At 67.2% G+C, this 12,619-nt stretch carries 8 protein-coding genes and 2 pseudogenes; all 10 read left to right on the top strand.

What is annotated here, in order from left to right:
- Positions 1-107: 107 nt before the first annotated feature.
- Positions 108-1,559, top strand: a complete 1,452-nt coding sequence (locus CJ014_RS13195) for a 4Fe-4S binding protein (RefSeq protein ID WP_207765745.1) — start codon at positions 108-110, stop codon at positions 1,557-1,559.
- A gap of 271 nt (positions 1,560-1,830) precedes the next feature.
- Positions 1,831-3,012 carry an efflux RND transporter periplasmic adaptor subunit gene (locus tag CJ014_RS13190; protein WP_100080954.1) on the top strand — a complete coding sequence of 394 codons (1,182 nt, stop codon included), beginning with the start codon at positions 1,831-1,833 and terminating at the stop codon, positions 3,010-3,012.
- The gene (locus tag CJ014_RS13185; protein WP_100080953.1) at positions 3,009-6,161 is read left to right on the top strand and encodes an efflux RND transporter permease subunit; all 3,153 of its coding nucleotides are present in this window, start codon (positions 3,009-3,011) and stop codon (positions 6,159-6,161) included. The genes CJ014_RS13190 and CJ014_RS13185 overlap by 4 nt, the downstream gene beginning before the upstream one ends.
- 381 nt (positions 6,162-6,542) lie before the next feature.
- Positions 6,543-7,382 carry a MetQ/NlpA family ABC transporter substrate-binding protein gene (locus CJ014_RS13180; protein WP_100080952.1) on the top strand — a complete coding sequence of 280 codons (840 nt, stop codon included), beginning with the start codon at positions 6,543-6,545 and terminating at the stop codon, positions 7,380-7,382.
- A gap of 111 nt (positions 7,383-7,493) precedes the next feature.
- Positions 7,494-8,585, top strand: a complete 1,092-nt coding sequence (locus CJ014_RS13175) for a methionine ABC transporter ATP-binding protein (protein WP_425351919.1) — start codon at positions 7,494-7,496, stop codon at positions 8,583-8,585.
- A complete protein-coding gene (locus CJ014_RS13170; RefSeq protein WP_100080950.1) occupies positions 8,566-9,222 on the top strand; it encodes a methionine ABC transporter permease in 657 nt (218 codons plus the stop codon). Before CJ014_RS13175 ends, CJ014_RS13170 begins: the two co-directional genes overlap by 20 nt.
- A 99-nt stretch (positions 9,223-9,321) precedes the next feature.
- Complete coding sequence (locus tag CJ014_RS13165; RefSeq protein WP_100080949.1) at positions 9,322-10,005, top strand: hypothetical protein; 684 nt, start codon at positions 9,322-9,324, stop codon at positions 10,003-10,005.
- 420 nt (positions 10,006-10,425) lie between these two features.
- Positions 10,426-11,370, top strand: a complete 945-nt coding sequence (locus CJ014_RS13160; protein ID WP_100080948.1) for a sugar ABC transporter substrate-binding protein — start codon at positions 10,426-10,428, stop codon at positions 11,368-11,370.
- Positions 11,371-11,540: 170 nt separating this feature from the next.
- Positions 11,541-12,500: pseudogene (iolG, locus tag CJ014_RS13155) on the top strand (inositol 2-dehydrogenase); the annotation flags it as partial.
- A 29-nt stretch (positions 12,501-12,529) separates the two neighbouring features.
- A pseudogene (locus CJ014_RS28190) lies at positions 12,530-12,619 on the top strand (hydroxypyruvate isomerase); the annotation flags it as partial.

Below are 12,619 nucleotides of genomic sequence, written 5' to 3'. Positions count from 1 at the left end.
ACCACCAGCTTGATCACATGGTGCGAGTGCGAGCAGTTAGCATTTTGGTGTCCTTCGCGGACGGGTGAAGCGGCGCCGCTTTGAATTCGGTGTCGGAGGGACACATCATGAACAGGCTTGTCCGTGGCGACGCCTTCGTCGGCCCGGCCGTGAGATCCATGACCGAAGTCGGAGGCATCGACTCCCGCAGTTCCTTCACCCGCAACGTCGAGACGCTGTTCGTCCGCTGGAGGCGGCACTTCGGCTGGGTCCAGGTGGCGATGTTCGGCGTCTTTCTGGTGGTGATCGGCCTGCCGATACTGTTGCCCGATCCGCCGGCCGAAAGCGGCATCCTCTCCAATCCGACGCACTTCCTGAGCTATCTGCTGTGGGGCATCTGGTTCCCCCTGGTGTTCCTGTCGGTGATCGTGCTCGGCCGCCTGTGGTGCGGCACGCTCTGCCCGATGGGCGCCGCTTCGGAGCTCGCCAACAAATACGGCCTGCAGCGGGCCATTCCCGGCTGGATCAAGTGGGAAGGCACGCCGGCGCTCAGCTTCATCATCATGACGCTCTACGGCCAGACGCTCGGCGTGCGCGACCATCCCGAGGCAGCGGCCGGCCTGTTCGGCGGCACCATGCTGCTGGCCATCGCCATCGGCGGCCTCTACGGCCGCAACAAGCGCGTCTGGTGCCGCCATCTCTGCCCGATCGGCCGCGTGCTCGGCCTGTATTCCCGGCTCGGCGCCGTGCAGTTCACGCCGAAGGCCCGGCTCAGCGGCGGCGACGCCTATACCGAGCGCGGCGCCTGCCCGACCATGATCGACCTGCCGCGCAAGTGCGAGAGCCGCCACTGCATCGAATGCTTCCGCTGCGTCAATCCGAAGGCGGCCGGCAGCATACGCCTCGAGATGCGCCGGCCGGGCGCCGAGGTGGAGGAGATCCGCGACCACCGGGCCAATCCGGCCGAAGCCTGGTTCCTGTTCCTCGACACCGGCGTGGCGCTCGGCGGCTTCCTGTGGCTGGTGCTGCCGCAGTACCAGGCGATGCGCCAGGGCCTCGGCGTCTGGGCGATCCAGAACCACGTCGACTGGATCACCCGCATCGGTCCGTCCTGGCTGATGAGCGTGCATCCGGCGCGCGCCGAGACCTTCCTGTGGCTCGACTTCATCATGATCGTCGGCTTCATGCTCGGCACCATGGCGGTGCTCACCGCCGTGCTCGCCTGTCTCACCGCCGTCGGCACGATGATCGCCCGCCGGCTCGGCGCCGACGGCAGCTTCGGCCAGGTCTTCACCGAACTCGGCTACCAGTATGCGCCGGTCGCCTTGATGAGCCTGATCATCGGCCTCGGCGCCGAGCTGCTGATGCCGCTCCGCTACACCTTCGTCGGCATGGAGGGCGTGCACGTCATCCGCGGCGGCCTGTTCCTGATCGGCGTCGTCTGGAGCATCTGGCTCGGCGACCGCATCCTGCGGCGGCAGGGACTGGCGCCTTCAAGGCGCTGGCTGCCGCTGGTCCCGGGCATCGCCGGCAGCCTGTTCGTCGGCTTCGGCTGGTGGCCGGCCATCTTCGGGCTGTGATCCTGCCGGACAGCAAACCCTCCTGATAATCATCAATGACGCGGGCGATCGGAAACGATCGTCCGCGAAATGCTGTCCATGGCCCTTTTGCCTATTTGATTGGTTTCTTTTCCGACTTGCGACAATTGTATATCCGGTTACCATTACTATCCGGCACTGCATTGACTTATCGAAGCACGGGAAATTATTGATCCCCCTCCGGACTGTCGTTCGATGACTTGGTTCCGCGGGCCTTTGACCGCGGTATTCACGGCTGGAGCAGCGAAGAAACATGCGCAACATCGGAAGAAGCGGCGGTGTGCTGCTCATGCTGGCTTTCATTGCCGCCTGTCAGCCAAGCAGCCAGTCCGGACCGGCGCCGGCCGGCAAGATCCAGGTCGGCTATGTGACGCTGCAGCCGACTTCGGTGCCACGCACCATCGAGCTGCCCGGCCGCATCGTGGCGCTGGCGACGGCGGAAATCCGGCCGCAGGTCGACGGCATCGTCCGCAAGGTCGCTTTCAAGGAAGGCGGCACGGTGAAGGCCGGCGACGTGCTCTACGAGCTCGACGACGCCAAGTTCAAGGCGGCCTATGCGGCGGCGGCGGCCGCGGTGAAGAAGGCGGAAGCGGCGACAGCCGGCGACCGGACGACCTTCGAGCGCAACCAGAAGCTCTCCGAGAGCAATGCCGTCTCCACCCAGACGGTGGAAGAATCCCGCTCGACGCTGCTGCAGGCCGAGGCCGACGAGGAAGCGGCGCGGGCCGACCTCGAAACGGCGCGCATCAATCTTGAGAACGCCACCATCCGGGCGCCGATCGGCGGCATCATCGGCGTATCGTCGGTCAGCGTCGGCGCGCTGGTCACCGAGAACCAGACCGACGCGCTGGCCACCATCCGCCAGATCGACCCGATCAACGTCGACCTCGTCGATTCCAGCGCCAACCTCCTGCGCATCCGCGACGAGGTGGACAGCGGCCGGCTGGGCCGCGAGAACGGCAAGCGGCCGGCGGTGACGCTGACGCTCGAGAACGGCAAGCCCTACGACAAAGCCGGCACCATCTCGCTGACCGAGATCGCGGTGAGCGAGAGCACCGGCACCTTCACGCTCCGGGCCACCTTCCCCAACAGCCCGCCGGTGCTGCTGCCGGGCATGTTCGTCACGGCCAAGGTGGACCTCGGCACGCTTTCCGGCGCCTTCCTGGTGCCGCAGCGGGCGGTGACGCGCGGCGACGACGGCGTCGCCACGCTCTACGTCGTGTCGTCCGACGGCAAGGCCGAGCTGAAGCGGCTCACCACCCTCGGCACCTCCGGCAACGCCTGGATCGTCACCGACGGCGTCGCCGCCGGCGATCGGCTGATCGTCGACGGCTTCCAGAAATTCTCCAACGGCAGCGAGGTGGAGCCGGTCGAGGCGACCATCGACGACGACGGCGTGGTCCATCTGAAGGCGGCGGCGGAGGGCGGCAAATGACCCTCGCTTCGCCGCGCAACGCGCTCGCCAGCTTCTTCATCGCCCGGCCGGTGTTCGCCATCGTGCTGGCCATCGCCACGCTGCTCGCCGGCGCCATGGGCATCTATTCGCTGTCGATCTCGCAATATCCCGACATCGCGCCGGTGACGGTGCGCATCAGCGCCACCTATACCGGCGCCACCGCCGAGGCGGTGGAGAATTCGGTGACCAAGAAGATCGAGAGCGCCATGACCGGCTTCGACGGCCTCCTCTACATGGAGTCGTCGTCGACCACCGGTTCCGCCTCGATCGAGCTGACGTTCACCAGCGGCACCGATCCCGAGTTCGCCCAGGTCGAGGTGCAGAACAAGCTGTCGCGCGTCGAATCGCAGCTCCCCGACGCAGTGCAGGACGCCGGCGTGCGGGTCAGCCGGTCGCCGTCGGGCATCCTGATGATCGGCAACATCATCTCGCGCGACGGCCGCTACACCTCCGACGAGCTGTCCGACATCATGTCGAGCCGCATCGAGGACCGCATCGAACGGCTCGACGGCGTCGGCAGCATCCAGTCCTTCGGCTCCGGCTACGCCATGCGCATCTGGCTCGACCCGGCGGCCATGTTGAAATACCAGCTCCAGCCAAGCGACGTGACGTCGGCCATCGAGGCGCAGAACGCCCAGGTGGCGGCCGGCTCGATCGGCGCCGTGCCGGTCGTCAAGGGCCAGCAGATCAAGGCCAGCATCGTCGCCCAGTCGCAGATGACCTCGGTCGACGAATTCAACCGCATCAGCCTGAAGACCGCCTCGGACGGCTCGGTGGTGCGCCTTGCCGACGTGGCGCGCGTCGAGATCGGCCTCGAGAGCTACGGCCAGAGCTCGAGCTTCAACGGCATGCCGGCCGCCGGCTTCGGCGTGCAGCTCGCCTCGGGCGCCAACGCCATCTCCACCGCCAATCTCGTCCATGCCGAACTGGACAGCCTCAAGGATTCGCTGCCGGAAGGCGTTGAGATCGCCTATTCCTACGAGACGACGCCCTTCGTGGAGCTGTCCATCGAGAAGGTGGTGGAGACGCTGATCGAGGCGGTGGTGCTGGTGTTCCTGGTGCTGCTGTTGTTCCTGCAGAACATCCGCGCCACGCTGATCCCGATGATCGCCGTGCCGGTGGTGCTGCTCGGCACCTTCGGCGTCCTCGCCGCCCTCGACTACTCGATCAACATGCTGACCATGTTCGCCATGGTGCTGGCCATCGGCCTTCTGGTCGACGACGCCATCGTCGTCGTCGAGAACGTCGAGCGCATCATGCGCGAGGAGCATCTCCCGCCGCGCGAGGCGACGGAAAAGTCGATGGGCGAGATCACCGGCGCGCTGATCGGCATCGCGATGGTGCTGACCGCCGTGTTCATCCCCATGGCCTTCTTCTCGGGCTCGGTCGGCGTCATCTACCGCCAGTTCTCGGTGACGATCGCCAGCGCCATGCTGCTCTCCGTGCTGGTCGCCGTCATCCTGACGCCGGCGCTCTGCGCGCTGCTGCTCAAGCCCAGCCATCACGGCCCGATCGCCCGCTGGCTCGGCTGGTTCGACCGCGGCTTCGCGCGGCTGACCGGCGGCTACGCCCGCTCGGTCGGCGGCCTGGTGCTGAGGCCCGTCCGGATGTTCGCCGTGTTCCTGGCGCTGATCGCCGGCGCCTACGGCCTCTACAAGGCCCTGCCGACCTCCTTCCTGCCGGAGGAAGACCAGGGCGTCCTGATGACCATGATCACCCTGCCGGCCGGCGCCAACGCCGCCCGCACCCAGGCGGTGATCGACACGGTGCAGGACTATTACCTCAACGAGGAGAAGGACGCCGTCCAGAGCGTGTTCATGACGCTGGGCTTCGGCCTTTCCGGCAGCGGCGAGAACACGGCCATGGGTTTCGTCCGCCTGAAGGACTTCGACGATCGCACCGACAGCCGCCTGTCGGCGAGCGCCGTCGCCGCCCGCGCCTCGGCGCGCTTCGGCCAGATCCGCGACGCCGAGGTCTACGTGATGGCGCCGCCGGCCATCCAGGGCCTCGGCCAGACCAGCGGCTTCTCGATGTATCTGCAGGACAGCGGCAACCAGGGCCGCGACGCGCTCAACGCCGCCGCCAACACGCTGGCCGACAAGGCGGCGACCGATGCGTCGATCGCCTACGTCAGGGGCAACACGCGCACCCTGGAATCGCAGCTCAGGATCAACGTCGACCGGCAGAAGGCCGGCGCGCTCGGCGTCGAGCTCTCGGACATCAACAGCCTGATCACCACCGTCTTCTCCGGCACCGACGTCAACGACTTCGTCTACCGCGGCGAGATCAAGCCGGTCTACGTGCAGGGCGACGCGCCCTTCCGCATGCAGCCGGACGACATCGACCATTGGTACGTCCGCAACGACAGCAGCGAGATGGTGCCGCTGTCGGCGCTGGCCAGCACCGGCTGGGCCAAGGGCTCGCCGTCGCTCGCCCGCTTCAACGGCACGGCGGCCGTGGCCATCGACGGCACCGCGGCGAGCGGCGTCAGCTCGGGCGATGCCATGACGGCGGCGGAAACGCTGGTGGCCGACCTCGACGGCGGCTATTCGACGGCCTGGTCGGGCCTCTCCTACCAGGAACGCCTCGCCGGCTCGCAGGAGATGCTGCTCTACGGCGTGTCGCTGGTCGTTGTCTTCCTGTGCCTCGCCGCGCTCTACGAGAGCTGGTCGATCCCGTTCTCGGTGCTGCTCGCCGTGCCGGTCGGCGTGTTCGGCGCCCTCGCCTTCGCCAAGCTGTTCGGCCAGTCGAACGACGTCTACTTCAAGGTGGGCCTACTCACCACCATCGGTCTCACCGCCAAGAACGCCATCCTGATCGTCGAGTTCGCCAAGGACCTGATGGAACGCGGACGCGGCCCGGTCGAGGCGGTCGTCGAGGCGGCGCGGCTGCGTTTGAGGCCGATCGTCATGACCTCGCTCGCCTTCGTGCTGGGCGTGACGCCGCTGGCCCGCGCCACCGGCGCCGGCTCGGCGGCGCAGAACGCCATCGGCATCGGCGTGATGGGCGGCATGATCTCGGCCACGCTGCTCGGCGTGTTCTTCGTGCCGCTGCTGTTCGTCACCATCCAGCGGATCACCGGCGGACTGAAGCCGGCGGCGAACGCCGGCAAGGCCGAACGGGCGTAAGCCCGGCGGCTCGGCCCCCGGCGCATGCGGCAGCACGGCCGATCGGCCGTTGGTGGTGTCGCTTTCCGAAAGCAGTCCGACGGCGACCATGATGTCCTCGCCTGCGGCCGGGATACGCCTCGCGCGTACCGGCATCTCTCCGATTTTCGGGCAACATAGGCGGGTGAAGGAGCGGGGTTGTGACTATGAGCACCGTTGAGCGCGGGCTCGTAGAAAATTCATCCGCATGCACCGGGAATGTTGGGAGAACTTTTCGTGGGCACAATGCACAAGAGCTATGCACTTCGTCGCCCGGATAATCGGCATCTGCCATAGTCTCAAGCGAAGACGACGCCGTCGTTCTGAAGTCCGGCTGCCGGATATCGCACAGGAATTTTCGAGATGACCAACACCCTGCTCGCTGCCTCCCTCACCCGCCGGGCCGGCCTCGCCGCCCTTTTCGGCGCCGCCGCGCTGGCCTCGGTCGCCGCCTTCGGCACGACGGCGGCGCTCGCCGCCGACAAGACCTCGCTGAAGGTCGGCATCATGTCGGGCGAGGACGAGGACGTCTGGCGGGCGGCGGCGGCCGAGGCCGAGAAGGCCGGCCTCAAGCTCGAGCTGATCACCTTCAACGACTACACCCAGCCCAACGAGGCGCTGGAGCGCGGCGAGATCGACGCCAACGCCTTCCAGCACAAGCCCTATCTCGACAACCAGATCCAGCAGAACGGCTATCACATCGTGGTCGCCGGCTACACGGGCCTGTGGCCGATCGGCCTCTATTCGAAGACCCACGCCAAGGTCTCCGACCTCAAGGACGGCGCCAGCATCGGCGTGCCGAACGATCCGTCCAACGAGGGCCGCGCCCTCAAGGTGCTGGAGCAGCAGGGCCTGATCAAGCTGAAGGACGGCACCGGCATTCTCGCCACCGTCGCCGACATTTCCGAGAATCCGAAGAACCTCGAGATCAAGGAGCTCGACGCCGGCGTGGTCGGCCGGGCCATCGACGATCTCGATGGCGCCGTGGTCAATACCGACTGGGCGCTGAAGGCCGGCCTGACGCCGGAGAACCGCATCGCCCAGGAGGCGATCGCCGACAATCCCTACCGCAACTTCATCGCCGTGCGCGAGGCCGACGCCAAGGAACCCTGGGTGACCAAGCTGGTCGCCGCCTACCAGAATCCGACGGTCAAGGCCGTCTTCGACCAGGTTTACAAGGGTACCGGCGTCGCCGCCTATTGACCGGCGGGGCAGAAAGCCGTTGAAGAAGCGGTCCGGCGGCTTCCGCCGGACCGTGTTCATCGGGGGTACCCGATCGCGGTGCTCGCCGGACGAGACATGACTGGAAGAAACGTGAACTCGCAGCCGTCCGCCACAGCCTTCGCGGCCGTGGATTCTACAACCGGCGCCCCGGAAGCGCCGGTCGTTGCGCTTTCCGGCGTCAGCCGCAGCTTCGGCCCGACGCGCGCGCTCGACGATCTGTCGCTCACCGTGCGGCGCGGCGAGATCCTCGGCATCATCGGCCGCTCCGGCGCCGGCAAGTCGACGCTGATCCGCTGCCTCAACGGCCTCGAGCGCCCCGACAGCGGCCGCATCGAGATCGAGGGACGCAACATCGTCGGCCTCACCGAAGGCGAGCTGCAGCCGATCCGCCGCAAGATCGGCATGATCTTCCAGCACTTCAACCTGATGTCCGCCAAGACGGTGCTGGACAACGTCGCCCTGCCGCTGAAGATCGCCGGCTGGGCCAAGGCCGAGCGGCGGGCGCGGGCGTTGGAGCTCCTCGACCTCGTCGGCCTGTCCGACAAGGCCGGCTCCTACCCGGCGGCGCTGTCGGGCGGCCAGAAGCAGCGCGTCGGCATCGCCCGCGCGCTGTCGGCCCGGCCGGCGCTGCTGCTGTCCGACGAAGCGACATCGGCCCTCGATCCCGAGACCACCCGCTCGATCCTCACCCTCCTGAAAGACATCAACCGCAAGCTCGGCGTCACCGTCGTGCTGATCACCCACGAGATGGAAGTGGTGCGGACGATCGGCGACCGCGTGGCGGTGATCGAGGAGGGCCGCATCGTCGAGGAAGGCGAGGTCTGGCACGTCTTCTCCGATCCGAAGACGGAGCTGACGCAGAGCCTGCTCTCCGGCGTGCGGCCGCAGTTGCCGGCGCATATCGCCGCGCGGCTCGCCGCCGACGGCGACGAGACGGTGCTCGGCGTCGACCTCACCGACCCCGCCCTAGGCAATGGCCTGTTCGCCGAAATCCTGGCGCAGTTGCCGTCGTCGGCCCACCTCCTGCACGGCGGCATCGACCACATTCACGACCAGCCGGTCGCCCGCTTCTTCCTGACCGTGCCGCGCGAGCCGGCCGTCCTCGCCGACGAGGCCGCCCGCTATCTCCGGTCCATCAACGCCCGCGTCGAGGTGCTCGGCCATGTCTCCCGTCCTGTTTAACCTGCTGCTCCAGTCGATCTGGGAGACGGTGATCATGACGCTGGCCGCCGGCGTCATCTCCTTCGTCGCCGGCCTGCCGCTGGCGCTGGTGCTGATCGCCACCGATCGCGGCGGCATCGCCGAGAACCTCGTCGTCAACCGGGCGTTCGGCTGGGTGATCAACGGCTTCCGCTCGGTGCCCTTCATCATCCTCTTGGTGGCGCTGATCCCGCTGACCCGGCTGATCGTCGGCACCTCGCTCGGCACGGCGGCGGCCATCGTGCCGCTGGCCATCGCCGCGGCGCCCTACTATGCCCGCGTCGCCGAGGTGTCGCTGCGCGAGGTCGATCCCGGCCTGATCGAGGCGGCGCGCGCCATGGGCGGCAACCGCTGGACCATCGTGCGCGAGGTGCTGGTGCCGGAGGCGCTGCCGGGCATCGTCGCCGGCTTCACGGTGACGTTGGTCACCCTGGTCGGCGCCTCGGCCATGGCCGGGGCGATCGGCGCCGGCGGCCTCGGCGACCTTGCCATCCGCTACGGCTACCAGCGCTTCGAGACCGGCGTGATGATCGCCGTCGTCGCGGTGCTGATCGTGCTGGTGTCGGGCATCCAGTGGCTGGGCGACCGGCTGGTCGCCCGCCTCGATCACCGCGGCTGATTTCGGCCCCCGCGAATCCGAATATCATGGTGGAGTGCGTCGTCTGTCCTTCATCCGACGGACAGGCTAGCTGCGGCACGAGAGGCAGCGAGGGCCCCGATGCGTTCTTTCGATTTCAGCTCATGGCAGGGAATTCTCACCACCATCCTGGGACTGGCGATCTTCACCCTGATCGGCGTCGGCATCCGGGTGGTGATGATGCTGACCGTCCAGCAGCGCCAGCAGCGGATGAACCGCCAGATCAACGAGCGCCTGCGGACGCTGATCGCCGCCTACAAGACGCTCGGCGGCTCCTTCACCGGCGAGCTGAGCGTGGATCCGACCCATCTGCGCGATCTGCGGCTGCGCGCCCGCGATGAGGAGAGCGAGGCAGGCGGCATGTCGCCGTCCGGCTCCGAGCGCACCCGGCGCATCCGGGACACGGTGGAGGCCGCGCTGTCGGACATCATCCTTCTGGGAACCGAGGAACACGTCCGCCTGGCGGCCCGGGCGGCCAGGGACATGGCGGCGGGCCAGGCCGTGCGCACGGACGAACTGGTCGTCTCGCTGCGCGACTACATCCGCAAGGCGCTCGATCTGGGACCGGTGCCGGCCGACGTGGCCATCCCGCTGCAAGGGCCGACCCGCCAGCAGGGCAATGCCGGCAAGGGCGGCAAGGGCGGCGGCGAAGGGTCCGGCGGCGGTGGAGGTGGCGGCGGCGGCGGCATGGGCGCCATGGGCGGCGGCGGAATGGGCATGGGCATGGGCCTCGGATTGGGCCATCGCTCCTCCGACAGCGACTGACCGGGCCAGCCCGCGGGAACGAAGACCGCCATTCGCAGGCTCCACGGCTACCCCTACCGGAGCCTGCCGCCCAATCGACAAAGCGGTTGACGGCGGACTGATATCGGCGTAGTAAAATCTCGTTTGCACCCGGTTGCAATCCGTTTTGCACCCGGGTGCAAACAAGTATCTCACCCCCAAACGAGGTCGCCGGCCCGATCGATAGACCTTCTTCAAAAGGAAACCATGATCGGACCGGCGATTTCTATTGGCATGCCAAGTCCATGATCGATAGGCGGCAGCTTATCGAATGATCTTTGATGCCATAACACTGGGAAGAGCTTATCGAGCCGCCCGCCTGACCGCGTTTTTCCCATCGACCCGCTGGAGGAGCGGACCGACGGGTGGGTCGGGTTGCGGCGCAATCCAAGTGGAGGAACCATGACCAAGAAAATGCTTGCGGCTCTCGCCGCCGTTCTCCTGTCATTCACCGTGTCGGCACCGGGAGCGTCCGCCGCCGACGTCAAGATAGCGGCCGTGCTGAAGACGCTGAGCACGCCCTATTGGCAGATCCTCGGCAAGGCCATCAAGGATGCCAGCGCCAAGAGCAATGTCGACCTCGTCCTGCTCGGGCCGCCGACGGAGGATGCCGTCGAGCAGCAGATCAACATGGTGCAGGACGCCATTTCACAGCAGCCCGACGCCCTGATCTTCGCGCCATCGCAGCCGGCCGCCGCCGTCAACGTGCTGCTCAAGGCCAAGGAGGCCGGAATTCCGGTCATCTTGGTCGACACCGGCATGCCGGACGGGTTCGAGGATTACGTCACCTATATCGGCACCGACAACTTCGCCGCCGGAAAGATGGGCGGCGAGGCGCTCGCCGCGCTGCTGAAGAAAGGCGACAAGGCGCTTCTGCTTGACGGAACGCCCGGCAATCCCTCGATGAACCGCCGCATCGACGGCGCCGCCGAGGTGCTGGAGGCCGCCGGCATGGTCGTTGCCGCCCGGCTGCCCGCCTTCAGCGATCGCGAGAAGGCCTACTCGGCCACCCAGGCGGCCCTGCAGTCCAATCCCGACCTCGCCGGCGTGTTCTCCGGCAGCGACGAACAGGCCCTCGGCTCGATGCGCGCCCTGAAGCAGAGCGGCAAGACCGTGCCGGTGATCGCCGTCGACGGCGACAACGACGCCGTCAAGGCCATCCTGGCCGGCGACATGTACGGCACCATCGCGCAGGGCAACTACAAGATGGGCCAGCTCGCCGTCGAGAAGGCGCTCGACACCATCGCCGGCAAGCCGGTGGAAAAGCGCATCGACAGCGGCACCACGCTGATCACCAAGGACAACGCCCAGGAGTTCCTCGACTTCAAGGCGAGCCTCCTGCAGTAGCGCCAACGCACAACGGCGGCCGCCCGGCGAGGACGCGGGACGGCCGCCACGCCCTTTCGCAAGGATTCCATTCGGCCGGCCCTCCGTGATCCTTCGGCTCCCTGTTCTGCGGGAGCGCTTCGGCGGCCAGCACGCCCGGACGGCCATCCAGATCCCAACAGGAGAATTCGATGCCTGCCCCCATTACAGTCGGCGTTGTCGGCGCCGGACGCATCGGCAAGATGCACGCCGAGAACATCAAGAACTTCTTCCCTAGCGTCCGCGTCAAGACGGTGGTGGAAGCCAACCTGACGCCGGAGATTTCCGCCTGGGGCGCCGGGCTCGGCTTTGCAACCGTCACCGGCGATCCGGCCGTGCTGTTCGGCGATCCCGAGATCGACGCGGTGCTGATCTGCTCGTCCACCGACACCCACGCCGACCTGGTGATCGACGCCGCCAGGGCCGGCAAGCATATCTTCTGCGAGAAGCCCGTCGACCTGACGCTCGACAAGGTCGTCGCGGCGCTGGCGGCCGTGCGCAAGGCCGGCGTCAAGCTGCAAGTCGGCTTCAACCGCCGCTTCGACCACAACTTCGCCCGCGCCCGCCAGCATGTGGCGGCCGGCGCCATCGGCACGCCTCATCTCGTCAAGATCGCCTCCCGCGACCCGGCTCCCCCACCGGTTTCCTACATCGCCGTCTCCGGCGGCATCTTCCTCGACATGATGATCCATGATTTCGACATGGCCCGGTTCCAGGCGGGCAGCGAAGTGGTCGAGGTCTACGCCTCCGGCGCCGTGCTGGTCGACGAGGCGATCGGCAAGGCGGGAGACGTCGACACCGCCGTGGTGACGCTGCGCTTCGCCAACGGGGCGATCGGCGTCATCGATAATTCCCGCAAGGCGGTCTACGGCTACGACCAGCGCCTCGAGGTGTTCGGCTCCAAGGGCTCGGTCGTCGCCGAAAACGACCTGCCGAACACGGTCAAGGTGCTGACCGAGACGGAGGTCACCACCGACAAGCCGCTGTATTTCTTCCTCGAACGCTACCGCGACAGCTATCTCAACGAGCTTGGCGCCTTCTTCTCCGCCGTTGCCGGCGAGGCGGAAGTGCCGGTCACCGGCGAGGACGGCCTGCGGGACCTGGTGGCCGCCATACAGACAAGACAAAAAGAGAGATCGATATGTCCCAGCCCTTCACGCTCGCCGTCTGCGCGGAAATGGTCTTCAAGGCGCTTCCCGTCGCCGAACGGCTGAAACGCATCACCGCCCTC

This window comes from Pleomorphomonas carboxyditropha (assembly GCF_002770725.1).
Taxonomy (GTDB): Bacteria; Pseudomonadota; Alphaproteobacteria; order Rhizobiales; family Pleomorphomonadaceae; genus Pleomorphomonas; species Pleomorphomonas carboxyditropha.
Note: the sequence above shows the minus strand (reverse complement) of the source record. Positions and strands in the feature narration are given on the sequence as shown.